The following is a 15,954-nucleotide window of genomic DNA, read 5'->3' as shown; positions in this document are numbered from 1 at the left end:
GCACGCTATTTATTGATGAGTTTTTATGGCCAATTTTAACACCCACTTGAATGTCGCTTTTATGGCGAGTGGTACGCTGAGTTTGACAGTTTACAAAGCAGGATTGATTGATGATTCAGGGTTTTTGATGTGTGTGGCGCTCGGCACTATTGGTGGGCTGCTACCTGATTTGGATTCTGATAATTCGACGCCGATTAAGCTTGGTTTTAATGTCATCTCGTTTGTTTTTGCCTTTGGTCTGGTGATGCATTGGCGCAGCGAGCTAAGTTTATTGGCGCTAATAGTGTTATGGCTGGCAGGTTATGGCTTTATGCGCTATGTGGCGTTCTCCATGTTTACCAAAATGACTGTGCATCGCGGCGTGATTCATTCTGTGCCTTATATGGCGATATTAGGTTTGGGTTTGACTTATATAAGCTATTACGGTTTGCGTTTACCGTTAACGATTAGCTGGCTTTATGGCCTGTTTTTATTTGGCGGCGCGGTGGTACACTTGGCATTGGACGAGCTATATAGCGTTAATTTATCCAATATGACCATGAAACGCTCGTCTGGTACAGCGATGAAGTTTTATCAGCATAAAGACAAATGGTGGTATCTGCTCCTATATACCATTCTTATTTTATTGATATATTTTGCCCCGCCCTTTGAGTCTTTTTGGTCGCAGCTACGTGATCCAGCACCTTGGGCAAAGCTTAAAATTGGCCTATGGCCAGAATTGATAAAAAACTGGCTGAATTAAAATCTGTAAAACTACTAGGGCGTGTCCTCAATCTAAACGATAATACCTAAATGGGCTGAAAATGGCTAAATTTTGCTAAACATCGTCAAATAGTTGGCTAATATCCCGATATTATCTGCACTATTTTCCTTGTTTAACTGCAATTTAACTTATTTTTATCACCATTTTTAAAATGAGGACACGCCCTAAAAAACAAATAATCACTCGAGTAAATAATGTCAACCTCCATGCAAACATGCCCCTGCCAAATCAATCCAACATCAGACAATTTAAGCACGCTGTTAGCTTATAAAGATTGCTGCCAGCCTTATCATGATGGCATTAATAAAGCAGACACTGCGGAGCGTTTAATGCGCACGCGCTATAGTGCATTTGTCTTGGTAAAACCAGATTATATTGTAGCGACTACTGTGCCAGCTCAGCAAAATTTTCTTGATATAAAGGCAATTGAGAGTTGGGCAAGAGAGACAGATTGGGCAGGATTAGAAATTGTCGCGCATACGCCAAAGCTGGGTAAACGCCATGCGCAAGTTGATTTTAAGGCTTATTTTAATACGCCCGACGGAACGCAGGCTCATCAAGAGTTATCTAGCTTCGTGAAGGTAAATGAGCGTTGGTACTTTTTAGATCCGACTGTTTCAATGTCTGTCACACAGAAACAGCCGTGTATTTGCGGCTCGGGTGAGAAGTTTAAGCGCTGTTGTGGGGTGTACTTGAGTTAGAAACTAAATTAGTTTTCCTTCGTAAAGAGTATATAGCTTCTCAAGCTGCGGCAAGTGCTTGTCATTAGATAGCAATTCTATATCATTAACCTTAGCCGTAGCAAAATGAAATATATCAAACTGACGTTTATCAATATTTTTATTGACATTATTTTCGTTGGCAATAAATTTATCTAGTCGGTATAAGTCAGCAGCTAAATCTGCGACATCTTGACTGATATCTAAAGTGGTGAGCATGTTCATCACTTTAACATATCTTTTAACCTCGTCATCTCCTTTCTTCCATAAAAAGTATCTTAGAAACTCATAACGGATGAGTGGTGTGATGACTACTTCGACGTTATTTGAAGCTATTTCAGCACGTAAGGTCTTTAATTTTTGCAAAAGATTAGCGTCATTTTCGTCAACCTTATCCTCTAGTAAATAAATTAAATAATTGGCATCAAGCAATAGTTCTCTTTCACTCATCATTGCCCTGCCTCTAGTTGTTTAATTTTTTCATCTAATAAACTGATAAGCATCTGCTTTGCTTCTGCTTGCTGTGGCGCATTATCTCGCGCTAACTTAAGCTGATTAATATCAATATCAAAAGCATCTTTTAACAAGTCTATAAATGCGGCATTATTAGGATGATTTATCAGTTCCGTTTTTACTACGCCATCTGCTTTATCACGGTATAACTCATAAGCTTCGCCATGTTGTAATTGGCTCAAAACAATTGCGGAGTGAGTAGTGATATAAAAGGTAGTATTAGGGAATAGACGTTTCAAGGTAGGAATAATAGTCGCTTGCCATTTGGTATGAAGATGGCTTTCTATTTCATCAATGAAGACCACCCCTTTGACATGAGCGATATTGGTTTCATTAGTGAAATAACTGTAACCTGCGATAATGGACTGCATGATTTTTAGTATTGAGGCAAAGCCACTAGAAAGCTCGGATAATTCAGTTTTTTTATCTGCAACTTTAATGAATACGCGATTGTTGCCTGAGATTTCAAGAAAGCTTGCATCAATGCGTTTGTCAATTTTACTAAGTAAGTCAAATAAAGTTTTAATCTCTATTTCTCTATTGTCTTCTACAGACTGATATGGATTCGCAGATCGAGCACGTTGAATAATCCATTTTTCAATATCTGTATCCATATTTAAATCTTTTAGACCCGTACTTTCGACTCCTGTTATTAACCTATCTAAGTAGCTAGACTTCCTTTCTTCTTTTACGCCAATACCATCAAAATTATCGCGAGAAATCGAACTATTATACTCAGAACCATCTCTTATATAACCTCTACTTTGTGCTCCTACAAAATTTATAGGGAGATTATGATAATTTGTCCCAAAAAAAACTTTTTCAAAGTCGTAGTAGTTACCAGTAGGTGGTTTAAGAGCTTGGCTAGATAAATTAGATATGTAGCTTGTAAACGGGAAATGTCTTTCAGGAAAAACAGCGTAATCACCAGATAAGAAGTCATTATTGTGTACTAGGTATGAAATAAACAAAGCTTCTAAACACTTGGTTTTACCAATACCATTTTCACCAATCAGACAATACACTCTTTGGTCAGGTAGAAAACTAAGATGTACATCACCGACACCTATTAGCTGTTTTATTTGAATGTCATTGCCTAACATGGCTTCACCTAATTTTTATTAAACTATTAATTTCATAGTGGAACAACCAATTTAAAAATACAAGCCAACCATCCTAAACACTCGCCCCAACTGACCTTGCCACCGCAATCCCTTCCTCAATCGTTAAAAACTTACGCTGGCTTGGGCTGTCTTTATAAATGACATCTCCATCTTGAAATATTAAGCATTCATTGACCGCTAATTGCTGCCATTTTTCATTCTCAGTCAATGGTACGGTCACTAAAATGGTCACTTTATCGGTATCTGTGGTGACGTCACCAAAGTTAATCGCCAAATCATCATCAGCCAACTTCGCCTCACCAAACGGCGCTTGGCGCGTCAGATAAAACAATAAGCTGCCCGCATAAGCCAATTGCCAGCTACCATTCGATATCAGGCAGTTAAACAAGCCGTTGGCGGATAAATAACGACATTGGGTGGTCAAAAAATTAAACAGCGTTTGGTCATCAGGACGAGTTTTAAAGCTACTTTTTAGGCGATTAACCAGATAGCAAAACGCCATTTCAGAATCGGTTGAACCAACTGGCTGACAGTGTGAAGCATTACCATTATCTTGCAGACGCTGACAGCGTTTGATAAATTCGCTGTTCATCTGTCCGTTATGGGCAAATACCCACTGCTCGCCCCAGACTTCACGAGTGAACGGATGGGTGTTTGCCAAGCAATTTTGCCCTTGGGTCGCTTTACGAATATGAGCAATGACGTTCATGGCTTTAATCGGATAATTATTGACCAAATCAGCCACTGGCGATAAATGGCTTGGTTTATTATCATGGAACAGACGCAAACCAGTAGAGGCATTGCTCTTATCGTTATCCACATTGGCGCATTCGCTACGCTCAAAAAAGGCTATACCAAAACCATCTTCATGGCTGTCGGTCATACCGCCGCGACGACGAAACCCTGCAAAGCTAAAACCAATATCGGTTGGGGTATTACAGTTCATTCCTAAGAGTTGACACATTTATAAAGTACCACCGTTATTGTCGTTTGGTTCAGGCAAACTTGCCGCGTCCTTATCGATACTATCCAAAATTTTCTGAGCGTGTGCCAAATCGGTATCTTGAACCCACAGCACAATCCCAGAATTCATACCCGGCATCGCACTTAGCGGTTGCAGCGAAACGCTTATGTCGTTATTGCGCAGTAAATTGGCATGCAGCTCGCCTTGTATATTGGTGTCGTAGCGTGCCAGTTTGTGCCAGTTATCAACTTGATCGGTCATGATAAATTCCTTTTAAATATGTATAAATATGACTCGCTGCTATATTCTAGTTGCAACCGAATCCTGATGACCAGTTAATTTGGTTTAATGGATAAGCATCGATATGAAAGCCGTTTGGATAGTCTTTAAAGCCAGGTTGAGATTTTAATTGCTCAATAGCGGCTTGCGCCTGCTGTTCTGTCGCAAACACACCGATTAATTTAAAATCTTCGACATCGCCGTTTTTATCATCGCCCTTATAGCGTGCATGCTCAAGCATAAATACCGTATTTTGCACTTTTTCAACATGTGACCAATGATAAGAGGCAAGACGTTTCATTAAGTTAGGATTTTTGACCATGATATTATCGCCAGTACGCCCTTCGGTACGGTTGTAATGGATAACGTTAAGACGTAGCAGCCAAAAAATCACCGCCGCTTTTGCTAGCATTACCGGTAAAGCGCGTTTTTCATCTTCACCAAGCGCGCGTTTCGATTCATAACCTTGCAAGAAAGCCGCCATTTTACTGCGATCAAAATTAACCGACTCGCCTTGTTCCGCATCGCCCCACGTGGTACAGAAATCATTAATGGTAATAGCAATATCCATCACATAATGCTCGACGCTGACTTCGGTAAAGTCTAACAATCCGGTCAAACGCTCTTCGCCTTTTTGCAGATTCCACAAGGTGTTATCGGCAAACATATCTAAATGACATAAGCCTTTTGGTAAAGTCGCCAGTGGCAAATCGGTATAAGATTGCCAGATATCACTCATCAGCTTGGCTTCATCACCTGGCATAAACTGAATTTCACGGTCGCGCACATCGCTCCATGGATATAGAGGCACACCGTATTGCTCAGCTGGCTGTAGCTGTTTTAACGTTTCATGCAATACTGCCAGCGACGCGCCTATCTCATGACACATCGCTTGTGTGGTTTGCTGTGGATGCGCGCCAGCCAAACAGGGCACCACGGTAATCGCTTTATTATCATAATGAATAACGTAGCGTTTATCAGCATCAGCGGCTAAATCAATCAGTGCCAACGGCGCGGCAACCGGTAACTTACCATCCAACTGGTTTAAGATAACCGCCATTTTTTCAATATCTTCCGGTGGACGCTCTTCAAATAAAGTAAATACATAAGAGTGCGCGCCATCTACATCGTCAGTCGTCTGAATAAACCAGTTTGAGTTTTTGATACCTTGGGTAATCGGTATGGCTCGCGCAAACGATACGCCAAAACGTTGGCAAAAGGTGGCAAATTGGTCATCGGTTAACTGGGTATAGACGGACATGACATCTCACTTATGGCAATTGAATAAGAAGTTAAATAGCAGAAATTTAGGCGCTAATGACAGTAATTGTACCGCGCAAGAGCAAACTTTGGCTAAAAGCATAATAATCTTGCGAAAACCTGCCTGATATGGTGGTGATTTTGCTAGACTAGCGCTTAAAGAATGAATTGATTATAAGGTGAAAGGCCCTATGTTAGCAAAGCGTATCATCCCTTGTTTGGACGTTGATAACGGACGCGTGGTCAAAGGCGTGCAATTTGTCGATATTAAAGACGCTGGTGACCCAGTCGAAGTCGCCAAGCGCTACAACGAGCAAGGCGCCGATGAGATTACCTTTTTAGACATTACTGCCACCAATGATGAGCGCGATACCACTTATCATACCGTTGAACGTATGGCAGAGACGGTATTTGTGCCATTAACCGTCGGCGGTGGTGTGCGTAAAATCGCTGATATCCGTAACTTGCTCAATGCTGGTGCCGATAAAGTCGCGATCAATTCGGCAGCGGTATTTACCCCTGAATTCGTCGGTGAAGCGGCGCAGAAATTTGGCAATCAATGTATCGTTGTGGCTATCGATGCCAAACGCGTCGATGATGTCACTGTTGATGGCATTATTATGCCACGTTGGGAGATTTTTACCCACGGTGGTCGTAAGCCTACTGGTATCGATGCCGTTGCTTGGGCAAGCAAAATGGCCGAACTTGGCGCTGGCGAGTTATTGGTCACCTCGATGGATGGCGATGGCACCAAAAAAGGCTATGACTTGGCGTTGATGAAGCAAATTACCAGCCAAGTAAATGTGCCTGTCATTGCTTCAGGCGGTGTTGGTAACCTACAGCATTTAGCCGAAGGCGTATTAGAAGGCGGCGTCGATGCAGTACTTGCCGCCAGTATTTTTCACTTTGGCGAATATACTGTTCAAGAGGCCAAAGAATATATGGCAGCACAAGGTATACAAATGCGCTTATAACCCCTTTGTAAAATGCAAATGCAGCTGCAAAAAATGTTATCATAGTGCTAACTGCTTATTATCATTTGGTTTTCGTTCATTTAACTGCTTATTTATCTGATTATTAGTCCGTTAAATGAGTGGTTTGAACCTAGCAATATATTTATATTCCTAATACTTAGATTCTTATACTTCTATTAATAGCCCATTCGGCAAAGGATTTTTTATGTCAAATTTACAACAGCAGCGCAGTGCCGTGACCCATATCGATGGTAACTTACATCAAAACGAAAACGTGCGTATTGGTATCGTCGTCGCTCGCTTTAACGGTTTTGTCGTTGAATCATTGGTTGACGGCGCGATTGATGCGTTACTGCGTCATGGCGTTTTAGGCAGCAATATCACCGTGATTCGTGTACCGGGTGCGTTTGAGTTGCCATTAGTTGCCCAGCGCGCTGCTGAATCGGATCGCTTTGATGCTATCGTTGCGCTAGGTGCGATTATTCGTGGTAGCACACCACATTTTGACTTTGTCGCTAGCGAATCTGCAAAAGGCTTAAGCAGTGTTGCAACTGACTATAATATCCCTGTCGCAAACGGCGTATTGACTACCGACAGCATCGAGCAAGCAATCGAACGTGCAGGTACTAAAGCTGGTAACAAAGGCTCAGAAGCGGCGATGGTTGTATTAGAGATGCTTGCCGTTTTATCACAGTTAGATATTGAAGACGATAGCGACGACGCTTAATTTTTTATTAATTAATAGTCATTAATGGCCAATCGTATTGATTCGCCTGTTAACTTAGCCTATTAATTTAGCATATTGATATTATTATTTCTTATTTAAGTTGGGGCGATGGTTATGACTATGGCTCCAATAAACGTATTATAAGTACTTAAAACTGATTGGCAACATTTGCCAACCGACCACTATTTAACATTTTATTTTAAAACTTATTATCTTAAAACTTATTACTTTAGAATTAGGTATAGCCCCCTTATGACTGATCAACTCAAGCGCGCTATTAGCGCGGCGAAAACTGCCCAAACCAATGATAAACAAGCTGAAGCCACGCGCATCGCGAGCAGCAGTGCGGGTGATCAAACCTTCGATATGAGTGAGTCTTCTTACAAGACCAGTCACACCGCTGTGCGTAAGGCGCGACGCTTTGCTATGCAAGGGCTATACGAATGGCTGGTGACTGACCGCCGCTTCGACGCCAATGGCAAGCTTGGCTGGAAAGACAATGCCCCGCACGATATCGCTGCCCGTACGCGCGCCACCAATGCCATGCATACCGTCCATATCGGTTATTATCACGAAATGATGCGCGATATTCCAGAACAGATTGAGGCGCTAGATACGCTTATTAGCCAGCATCTCGATCGTGAAATCGACAAGCTTGATACTGTTGAACACGCCATTCTATTGATTGGCGCTTATGAGCTACAAAATCGCTTAGAGATTCCGTATAAAGTCGTGCTTGATGAAGCGATGAAATTGAACAATCATTTTGGTGCCACTGATGCGCATAAATTGATTAATGCCGTCCTTGATAGAATGGCCGTTGAGCTGCGTGCTACTGAAGTAGAAGCAGACACCAAAGCCAATTTACGCACCTCACAAAAAGTGGCCGCTAAACCTGTAGTAAACACGGATACTGCCACCAACACAGAAACCACTAAAGATAGCGCAGAAGAACAGCCTACCGCTTCAAACAAGACACGTATTAGTGCCAATAATGCCAGCGTCAAACGCAATAGCGCCAGTAAAGCCAGCGCAAATATTAGTGATTATAAAGCAAGCAAGCTGAGCAACGCTAAGAACAATGCTCAAACTGAGGCTCAGTTTGAGGCTCAAATCGACGCTAAGAACACTGCTGAAACAGATTCTAACGATGCAAACAGCCAAGACTAATTATGAATGAATTTGAGCTGATTGAGCGTATATTTTCCCAAATGCAAGCGGCACAGTCATTGTCCAGCAGTGTCGATAAAGGCAGTGTCGAAAAAGGGATTGGTGATGATGCAGCAGTCATGGCCTTGCCTGCAGGGTCGCGCTTGGTTAGCTGTATCGATACCCTGGTTCAAGGTCGACACTTTAGTGCCGATTGGGAACAAGTTAATAAACTGGCTTTTGCCATTGGTTATAAAGCCGTGGCGGTTAATGTCTCAGATATTGCCGCCATGGGCGCAACTCCGCATAGTATTTTACTGGCACTAGCATTACCTAAACGCTTGGTAAATGAGCAATGGTTAGGCGAATTCGCTAAAGGTTTATTTCATGCTTGTAAATTATTTGGCGTGACTCTTATTGGTGGGGATACGACGCGTAATGACAGTTTAGTATTAAGTGTCAGCGCTCAAGGGTTGCTTGATGCAGACACGCCAGCCGTCTATCGCTCAGGTGCACAAGTCGGTGATAAAATATACGTATCAGGGTCACTTGGTGATGCTGCTTATGCGCTACAGCATCCTGATAATGAACAAGGCGCAGAGTTAGCCCATCGATTGCACATGCCAACCCCGCGTATTACATTAGGTGCAGCATTGGCAAAAATCGGTGTAAGCTCAATGATAGACATCTCCGATGGTCTCTATCAAGATCTTGGGCATATCTGTCAGCAAAGCCGCGTCGGTATGCGTATCAATCTGGAGCAGCTGCCTACCAGCAGGCCTTTGGCAAGCGTTGATTTAACCGAACGCTTGTTATGTCAGCTAGCAGGTGGTGATGATTATGAATTGGCTTTTACCTTGCCTGCTAATATCGAACCTCCTACAAGCAATACCCCAGTAACCTGTATTGGTGAGGTGACTGCATCAACAAATACTGTAACTAAAGATAGCAATGCAAATATACGTCCTGAGCTTTATTATCAAGGACAGCCTGTCACCCCGACCCATCCCGCACCGTTTTCTACTTGGCCCAATCTTACGGGTTACCAACATTTTGCAGGTTAATTCATGAGCGATCACGACCTCTCTAAGCCCGATATCCGTAAAGCCAACGACTGCCCACCCCTACCAGCAAATGCTACTACGCTTGACCGTGTGGTTTATTGGCTCGGTCTCGGTTTAGGCAGTGGCCTACCCCGCCGTGCTCCTGGTACTTGGGGCACAGTTGGCGGCTTAATCGTTGCCGTACCATTGTTAAGCTTGGGCTTTGTGCCGTTTTTGATCATCACCCTGTTATCCTGCATCTTTGGGGTTTGGATATGTGGACGCACTTCTGAGCTAATGGGCGGGCATGATAATCCGCATATTGTTTGGGATGAGTGGGCTGGTATGTGGCTTACCCTACTGCCATTATCCTATATGGGTGTCGCTAACGACAATTTTTGGCAAACGATAACGCAACCGTCTTTTATGAGTGCGCACATTATCGCGTTTATATTGTTTCGGTTTTTTGACATTATTAAGCCACCGCCAATTGGCTGGGCTGACAAAAAAGTCGCTGGCGGTCTAGGTATTATGTTAGACGATATTATTGCTGGAGTAATGGCAGCCGTTGTTTGGATAGTTATTTATATTGTTGTTTTTTGATGATTAGGTGATGTTAAATATTTGATCATGGTACTGACAGTTATTTATAACGTTATTTTCTAGGCTAAAATTACAAAGATGTCACGACATACCATTTTGGTTAAATGCTCATTTGCGTTATAATTCAAAATTATATTTTTTGTTACATTTGTAGGCTATTATGACATCTCCTCTTTCGGTAATTATTCTCGCGGCTGGCAAAGGTACGCGCATGCAATCGGCTAAACCAAAGGTGCTGCAGACACTGGCTGGCAAGTCGCTATTAAGTCACGTCCTTGACACTTGCCATCAATTAACCGTTGATGAAACCATCATCGTTCATGGTTTTGGTGGTGAGCAGGTAAAATCAGAAATCACCAACCAGTATGCACAATCATCAATTACTTGGATCGCTCAAACTGAGCAATTAGGCACTGGACACGCAGTACAAGTGACTTTGGCAGATTTACCAAAAGAAGGACAAAGCCTGATTTTGTATGGCGATGTACCACTGGTCAGTTGCCAGACTTTAGCAGCGTTGAAATCCGCTAATACTAACGGTATGTCTATGTTGACACTGACAGTAGATAATCCTTTTGGTCTCGGGCGTATCAAACGTGACCAAGCAGGTAATATCGAAGCCATCGTCGAACAAAAAGATGCCAGCGCCGATGAGCAACTGATTCAAGAAATTAACAGTGGTATTTATTGCGTTGACAACGCCCTACTGCATAAGTACTTACCAAAACTGTCTAACGACAATGCCCAGCAAGAATATTATCTGACTGATATCGTCAAAATGGCCGTCGCTGAAGATATTAATATTATTGCGATTGAGCCTGAGCACACCTTTGAAATTGAAGGCGTCAATAACCGCCAACAACTTGCCAGCTTAGAGCGTACATGGCAGGGAAAATTGGTCGCTGACTTACAAGAAGCTGGCGTACAGTTTGCTGATCCGACTCGTGTTGATATCCGTGGCACGCTGCGCGCTGGTCAAGACGTCTTCGTTGATGTCGGTGTGGTGTTCGAGGGCGATTGCGTATTGGGTGATAACGTTTATATCGAAGCGGGCTGTGTTATTAAAAACGCGAATATCGGCAACGCTTGCTATATCAAACCTTATTGTGTCATTGATCGCGCTGAAATCGGTGATGGCGTTGATATTGGACCTTTCGCGCATCTGCGTCCTGATACTATTTTATCTAATAACAGCAAAGTCGGTAATTTTGTCGAAATTAAAAAATCAACCGTTGGTCATGGCAGCAAGGTCAACCATTTGAGCTACATTGGTGATGCCACCATCGGGACAGATGTCAATGTTGGCGCGGGTACGATTACCTGTAATTATGATGGTGTCAATAAATCACAGACCATTATCGAAGACAATGCATTTATCGGCTCAAATTCTAGCTTAGTGGCACCAGTAAAAATTGGTGATACCGCTACGGTTGCCGCAGGCTCTGTGATTACAGAAGACGTTGATGCCCATGCATTGGCCTTTGGTCGCGCACGTCAAACCCAGAAAAACAACTTTCAGCGCCCGACTAAAAAATAACGGGCTCGCTGATCTTTAAGTCAATAACAAAGACTTTGAGCAAACTTAAGCAGTACGACAATGATTTGTGGTGCTGCTTATTTATATTTATAGATGAACGAAACATCATCGTGTGTTAAATCACTGAAGCAGTACCACGTGGAAACATTAAAAGTTAAAACATCAGATTTAAGGAATATCTATGTGCGGAATAGTTGGAGCAGTTGCTGAGCGTAATATCGCTAATATCTTACTTGAAGGGCTTAAGCGTTTAGAATACAGAGGCTATGATTCTGCTGGTTTGACCGTCATCCGTGATGGTGAGCTCCATCGTGAGCGTCAAGTTGGTAAAGTACAAGCGTTGGTCGATGCCGTGGCAGTGAACCCAGAGTTTTTCGATGGGCATATCGGTATTGCTCATACGCGCTGGGCGACCCATGGTGAACCTGCACAGCGTAACGCACATCCGCATGTTTCAGGCAAAATCGCTGTGGTTCATAACGGTATTGTGGAGAACTATGCCGAGCTAAAAGAAGAGCTAATGGCCAAAGGCTACGAGTTTACTTCGCAAACAGATACCGAAGTCGTCGCTCACCTCATTAACGATATCTATAAAGATACACCCGATTTATTAGAATCTGTTCGCAAGGTTATTCCGTTATTACATGGCGCATTTGCGCTTGGTGTTATCCATGTCGATTGCCCAGAAGAGTTGATAGCGGTACGTTTAGGCTCTCCGCTAGTGATTGGTGTGGGGATTGGCGAGAACTTTATCGCATCCGATCAACTGGCACTGCTACCGGTTACCAATCGCTTTATGTATCTAGAAGAAGGCGATATTGCCAAGTTGACTCGTAACAGTGTTCAGGTTTACGCTGACGGGGTCGAGGTTAAGCGTCAAATACATGAAATTGATGCCACCCAACACAATGCCGATAAAGGCGAGTTTAAGCATTATATGCTCAAAGAAATTTATGAGCAGCCAGACGCGGTCGCCCGTACCATTGAAATGGCATTAGATAAAGATGAGCCATCTAAACTGCGTGATGGTTTTTTACAGCATCATGAAGCACAATTAAAAGGCATTAAGCACGTACAAATCATTGCTTGTGGTACCAGCTACCATTCGGGTCTAATCGCAAAATATTGGTTCGAGAGTCTTATTCGCGTACCTTGTTCAGTCGAAGTCGCCAGTGAATTCCGCTATCGCAATCCGGTTGTGATCGATAACTCATTGGTCATCTGTATTTCTCAGTCTGGTGAAACCGCTGACACCTTATCTGCATTACGTGATATTCAAAAAAATACGCCAGTCGGACTGGTGAGCTTGGCGCTATGTAACGTACCAACGTCATCTTTGGTACGCGAGACTGACATATTTTTACCAACGCTTGCAGGACCCGAGATTGGCGTCGCCTCTACCAAAGCTTTTACCACTCAGCTTGCAGCTTTAATGTTATTGGTATTAAAAGTAGGCGTTACTCAGCAGCGCATGGCTGATGAAGACTTAACGACCTTAATTGATCAGTTACAACAGCTTCCGGGTCAATTGCATGCCAGCTTACACCTCGACGCGCCTATTAAAACCATGAGCGAGCATTTTGAATATAAAAAGAGCTGCTTATTCTTAGGTCGTGGTTTACAGTTCCCAATAGCGCTAGAAGGGGCGTTAAAGCTAAAAGAAATCTCTTATATTCACGCCGAAGGTTATGCAGCAGGCGAGTTAAAGCACGGTCCACTGGCCTTGGTTGATAAGGACATGCCTATCGTGGTGCTAGCGCCAAAAGACAGTATGTTTGATAAGCTCAAAGCCAACATGCAAGAAGTACATGCCCGTCACGGTGAGCTATTTGTATTCGCTAGTGAGGCTAGTAAAATGGTCGCTGAAGATAGAATGCATGTGGTCTATGTACCTGATGTTTGCGAGACGCTAGCGCCGATTGTTTATAGCATTCCAGTACAGTTATTGTCGTACCATGTGGCAGTGATGCGTGGGACGGATGTCGACCAGCCTAGAAACTTGGCAAAAAGTGTGACAGTCGAATAATATTTGTTAATTTTAAAGTGAGTAATGTGCGCGAGTAATAAAGTATCATACTGAGTAATAAAGTATCATACTGAGTAATAAAGTATCATACTATTGATTATGACGTTTACCCCTGCTATTGTTAAATCAATATTAGCAGGGGTTTTTTATGCTCTCAAAAAAACAAGAAAAATGGCTTAAAGAAGGTAGAGGTCAAGGTGAGCTCGCCGACTATAAGCCTTGGATAAAAATCTCTGACATATCTTCATCAGGTCGCTCTCATAGAGTTTTCGGTCATAAAACAAAACGAACTCATCATTTACTCTCAGACTTAGAACTAGCTACATTTTTGTTTCTTGAATGGAGCCCCACAGTTCTTGATATTAGAGAGCAATTTCCTCTCAATTACGACGATACCCTTATCATTGCAGAAGAAAAGCAAGTTAAGCATCCGAGCGTTAGAGGCGATATACACATAATGACATCAGACTTTTATGTAGTCAGTTCCAATGAAAACTATAGCCAATTCGTATTACAAGCTAAGTACTCAAAAGATTTAGATGATATTCGAACTATAGAAAAGCTGGAAATTGAACGTCATTACTGGCAATCCAAAGGTATACCTTGGCAAATAATTACTGAGAAAGATATTCCTATGGATATCCAAAATAACATTAAGTGGCTATACCCAGAGTCAAATAGTGAAATTACTTTTAATATTGAAGAAAAGTTAGCCTTTTACGTTGCTCAGTTCAGTAAAGCTCCTTCAAAGACCCTTATAAACTTATGTCAAGATATTGATAGCGCTTACTTTGGTGAATTAGGAGCTTCTTTAAACGAGGTTAGGAAACTATTAGCACTTAGATTTTTTACCTTTGATATTCTTATTAGTTTCAAACAATTGAAGTGTAGTGATATTCATATCACCAATGTTAACGACTGGAGTTTAATAACTGAGGAGATTCGTTATGTTTCGAATCAATGATGTATATAGCAATCAAGGGGAAAAATATAGAATATTAAGTCTTTTGTCTGAGCAGATCGTATGGATTGAGACCGATGAAGGGTCTGCGTTACCTGAGTTAATCTCTTTTAAAGAGTTAACTAATCTTATAGAAGAAAACGTTTGCTATTTAGTTGATGACCCTTATCAAAATTTGATTTTACAAAATCCTGAAGATGGTAGTACCGCTCAGTTAAAACGTGATAGCAATTATGAGCTTATAAAACCTATAGTCAGCCATGATTTATATTACCTTCCAGCGGAGCGCGCAAACCTCATAAATGAAATTATTCGATCAAATAAAAGTACCAAACAAACTTTATATCGTTTACTACGACGCTATTGGCAGAGAGGACAAACTCCTAATACATTACTACCAAGCTATAAAAATTCGGGTGCAAAGGGCAAAAAACGTACTACAAAAAATACAAAACTGGGTAGACCAAGAGTTTATAAAGAAGGCTCTGGTGCAATAATAAATAGTGAAATCGAGAGGTTATTCTCGATAACTATCAATAGATATTTGCTAAATGATAAACAATATACAATCCTGTATGCTTATAGACAGTTTAAAACCATATATCGTGCTTTAAACCCTGATACTAAAGAAGAAGAATTTCCTAGCATTTGGCAGTTTAAGTATTTTTATCATAGAGAATTCACTTCTGTTCAAAAACTTAAAGCCAGACATAACAAAATAAGTTATAACAAAGATATTAGACAGCTGAGCTCCACTGTCAACACTCAAGTGCTTGGACCTGGCTCACGCTATGAGGTAGACGCCACAATCGCAGATATTTATCTGCTATCTGATTCAGACAGACAGAGTATCGTAGGTCGTCCAGTGATCTATTTTGTTGCTGACGTATTCAGTCGCATGATTACGGGTTTCTATATTGGCTTTGAAAACCCCTCATATGCTACTAGCATACAAGCTTTAAAAATGGCAGTTACTGATAAACAAGAGTATTGTGAGCAATACGGAATTAATATCACTGCAGATGACTGGCCATGTATAGGGCTACCTGACGCAATTCTCGCAGATCGTGGAGAACTACTCGGCCATCAAATTGAAACCTTAGAAAAGAGTTTTTCTGTTCGAATAGAAAATACGCCACCTTATCGTGGAGATTTAAAACCTGTTGTTGAACGCTACTTCAAAACCATGCAAGCAAAGTTTAAAACGTTTGCACCAGGAGTTGTCACAGGCGTGAAAGAAAAAAAGAAAGGCGGAAGTGACCCCTGCCGTCAAATCCGTAGAACCAAACTTGGGAGATTTTAATTACGCAGC

At 41.9% G+C, this 15,954-nt stretch carries 16 protein-coding genes; 11 read left to right on the top strand and 5 right to left on the bottom strand.

The genetic code is table 11. From position 1 onward, the window contains the following. Positions 1–25 precede the first annotated feature (25 nt). Together EI161_RS01660 and EI161_RS01655 are read left to right on the top strand one after the other, a co-directional pair. On the top strand, positions 26–742 hold the full coding sequence (locus EI161_RS01660; RefSeq protein WP_192528832.1) for a metal-dependent hydrolase: 717 nt from the start codon (positions 26–28) through the stop codon (positions 740–742). A gap of 215 nt (positions 743–957) precedes the next feature. Beyond that, positions 958–1,464: a YchJ family protein gene (locus EI161_RS01655; RefSeq protein WP_192523598.1), complete on the top strand. Its 507-nt coding sequence runs from the start codon at positions 958–960 to the stop codon at positions 1,462–1,464. A 3-nt stretch (positions 1,465–1,467) separates the two neighbouring features. On the opposite strand, the gene EI161_RS01650 is transcribed toward EI161_RS01655, so the two are convergent. The 5 genes from EI161_RS01650 to EI161_RS01630 all read right to left on the bottom strand — a co-directional run bounded on the left by EI161_RS01650 (position 1,468) and on the right by EI161_RS01630 (position 5,623). Then, complete coding sequence (locus tag EI161_RS01650; RefSeq protein ID WP_192528831.1) at positions 1,468–1,935, bottom strand: type II toxin-antitoxin system VapC family toxin; 468 nt, start codon at positions 1,933–1,935, stop codon at positions 1,468–1,470. After that, positions 1,932–3,098 (bottom strand): AAA family ATPase, encoded by a 1,167-nt coding sequence (locus EI161_RS01645; RefSeq protein ID WP_192523600.1) that lies wholly within the window; start codon positions 3,096–3,098, stop codon positions 1,932–1,934. Before EI161_RS01645 ends, EI161_RS01650 begins: the two co-directional genes overlap by 4 nt. 73 nt (positions 3,099–3,171) lie before the next feature. Next, a complete protein-coding gene (locus tag EI161_RS01640; RefSeq protein ID WP_192523601.1) occupies positions 3,172–4,083 on the bottom strand; it encodes a class II glutamine amidotransferase in 912 nt (303 codons plus the stop codon). Beyond that, the gene (locus EI161_RS01635) at positions 4,084–4,344 is read right to left on the bottom strand and encodes a hypothetical protein (RefSeq protein ID WP_192523602.1); all 261 of its coding nucleotides are present in this window, start codon (positions 4,342–4,344) and stop codon (positions 4,084–4,086) included. 46 nt (positions 4,345–4,390) lie between these two features. Next, entirely contained in the window at positions 4,391–5,623 is a 1,233-nt protein-coding gene (locus tag EI161_RS01630) for a homoserine kinase (protein WP_192528830.1), read from the bottom strand. A gap of 190 nt (positions 5,624–5,813) precedes the next feature. On the opposite strand from EI161_RS01630, the gene hisF reads away from it, so the two are divergent. From hisF to EI161_RS01585, 9 genes are all read left to right on the top strand, one after another. After that, positions 5,814–6,596 (top strand): imidazole glycerol phosphate synthase subunit HisF, encoded by a 783-nt coding sequence (gene hisF / locus EI161_RS01625; RefSeq protein ID WP_192523604.1) that lies wholly within the window; start codon positions 5,814–5,816, stop codon positions 6,594–6,596. A gap of 205 nt (positions 6,597–6,801) precedes the next feature. Next, the gene (gene ribE / locus EI161_RS01620) at positions 6,802–7,323 is read left to right on the top strand and encodes a 6,7-dimethyl-8-ribityllumazine synthase (protein WP_225735177.1); all 522 of its coding nucleotides are present in this window, start codon (positions 6,802–6,804) and stop codon (positions 7,321–7,323) included. 252 nt (positions 7,324–7,575) lie between these two features. Then, positions 7,576–8,493 (top strand): transcription antitermination factor NusB, encoded by a 918-nt coding sequence (nusB, locus tag EI161_RS01615; protein WP_192523605.1) that lies wholly within the window; start codon positions 7,576–7,578, stop codon positions 8,491–8,493. Between the two features lie 2 nt (positions 8,494–8,495). After that, positions 8,496–9,536, top strand: coding sequence for a thiamine-phosphate kinase (gene thiL / locus EI161_RS01610; protein ID WP_192523606.1), 1,041 nt, complete (start codon positions 8,496–8,498; stop codon positions 9,534–9,536). 3 nt (positions 9,537–9,539) lie between these two features. Continuing rightward, on the top strand, positions 9,540–10,118 hold the full coding sequence (locus tag EI161_RS01605) for a phosphatidylglycerophosphatase A (protein ID WP_192523607.1): 579 nt from the start codon (positions 9,540–9,542) through the stop codon (positions 10,116–10,118). A 160-nt stretch (positions 10,119–10,278) separates the two neighbouring features. Beyond that, positions 10,279–11,655, top strand: coding sequence for a bifunctional UDP-N-acetylglucosamine diphosphorylase/glucosamine-1-phosphate N-acetyltransferase GlmU (gene glmU, locus EI161_RS01600; RefSeq protein ID WP_192523608.1), 1,377 nt, complete (start codon positions 10,279–10,281; stop codon positions 11,653–11,655). Positions 11,656–11,836: 181 nt separating this feature from the next. Beyond that, on the top strand, positions 11,837–13,681 hold the full coding sequence (glmS, locus tag EI161_RS01595) for a glutamine--fructose-6-phosphate transaminase (isomerizing) (RefSeq protein ID WP_192523609.1): 1,845 nt from the start codon (positions 11,837–11,839) through the stop codon (positions 13,679–13,681). Positions 13,682–13,829: 148 nt separating this feature from the next. Continuing rightward, entirely contained in the window at positions 13,830–14,645 is an 816-nt protein-coding gene (locus tag EI161_RS01590) for a TnsA endonuclease N-terminal domain-containing protein (protein ID WP_192523610.1), read from the top strand. Continuing rightward, positions 14,629–15,945, top strand: coding sequence for a transposase family protein (locus tag EI161_RS01585; RefSeq protein ID WP_225735176.1), 1,317 nt, complete (start codon positions 14,629–14,631; stop codon positions 15,943–15,945). The genes EI161_RS01590 and EI161_RS01585 overlap by 17 nt, the downstream gene beginning before the upstream one ends. The last annotated feature ends 9 nt before the right edge of the window (positions 15,946–15,954 follow it).

The sequence above is a fragment of the Psychrobacter sp. FME5 genome, from assembly GCF_014861375.1.
Taxonomy (GTDB): domain Bacteria; phylum Pseudomonadota; class Gammaproteobacteria; order Pseudomonadales; family Moraxellaceae; genus Psychrobacter.
The sequence above is the reverse complement of the archived record's forward strand: the minus strand, read 5'-3'. Positions and strand labels throughout refer to the sequence as shown.

What these genes read in the sequence shown, in the direction of transcription:
- EI161_RS01660 (WP_192528832.1), top strand. Translation starts at nt 26, where the DNA reads ATGGCCAATTTTAACACCCACTTGAATGTCGCTTTTATGGCGAGTGGT.
- EI161_RS01655 (WP_192523598.1), top strand. Translation starts at nt 958, where the DNA reads ATGTCAACCTCCATGCAAACATGCCCCTGCCAAATCAATCCAACATCA.
- EI161_RS01650 (WP_192528831.1), bottom strand. Translation starts at nt 1,935, where the DNA reads ATGATGAGTGAAAGAGAACTATTGCTTGATGCCAATTATTTAATTTAT.
- EI161_RS01645 (WP_192523600.1), bottom strand. Translation starts at nt 3,098, where the DNA reads ATGTTAGGCAATGACATTCAAATAAAACAGCTAATAGGTGTCGGTGAT.
- EI161_RS01640 (WP_192523601.1), bottom strand. Translation starts at nt 4,083, where the DNA reads ATGTGTCAACTCTTAGGAATGAACTGTAATACCCCAACCGATATTGGT.
- EI161_RS01635 (WP_192523602.1), bottom strand. Translation starts at nt 4,344, where the DNA reads ATGACCGATCAAGTTGATAACTGGCACAAACTGGCACGCTACGACACC.
- EI161_RS01630 (WP_192528830.1), bottom strand. Translation starts at nt 5,623, where the DNA reads ATGTCCGTCTATACCCAGTTAACCGATGACCAATTTGCCACCTTTTGC.
- hisF (WP_192523604.1), top strand. Translation starts at nt 5,814, where the DNA reads ATGTTAGCAAAGCGTATCATCCCTTGTTTGGACGTTGATAACGGACGC.
- ribE (WP_225735177.1), top strand. Translation starts at nt 6,802, where the DNA reads ATGTCAAATTTACAACAGCAGCGCAGTGCCGTGACCCATATCGATGGT.
- nusB (WP_192523605.1), top strand. Translation starts at nt 7,576, where the DNA reads ATGACTGATCAACTCAAGCGCGCTATTAGCGCGGCGAAAACTGCCCAA.
- thiL (WP_192523606.1), top strand. Translation starts at nt 8,496, where the DNA reads ATGAATGAATTTGAGCTGATTGAGCGTATATTTTCCCAAATGCAAGCG.
- EI161_RS01605 (WP_192523607.1), top strand. Translation starts at nt 9,540, where the DNA reads ATGAGCGATCACGACCTCTCTAAGCCCGATATCCGTAAAGCCAACGAC.
- glmU (WP_192523608.1), top strand. Translation starts at nt 10,279, where the DNA reads ATGACATCTCCTCTTTCGGTAATTATTCTCGCGGCTGGCAAAGGTACG.
- glmS (WP_192523609.1), top strand. Translation starts at nt 11,837, where the DNA reads ATGTGCGGAATAGTTGGAGCAGTTGCTGAGCGTAATATCGCTAATATC.
- EI161_RS01590 (WP_192523610.1), top strand. Translation starts at nt 13,830, where the DNA reads ATGCTCTCAAAAAAACAAGAAAAATGGCTTAAAGAAGGTAGAGGTCAA.
- EI161_RS01585 (WP_225735176.1), top strand. Translation starts at nt 14,629, where the DNA reads ATGTTTCGAATCAATGATGTATATAGCAATCAAGGGGAAAAATATAGA.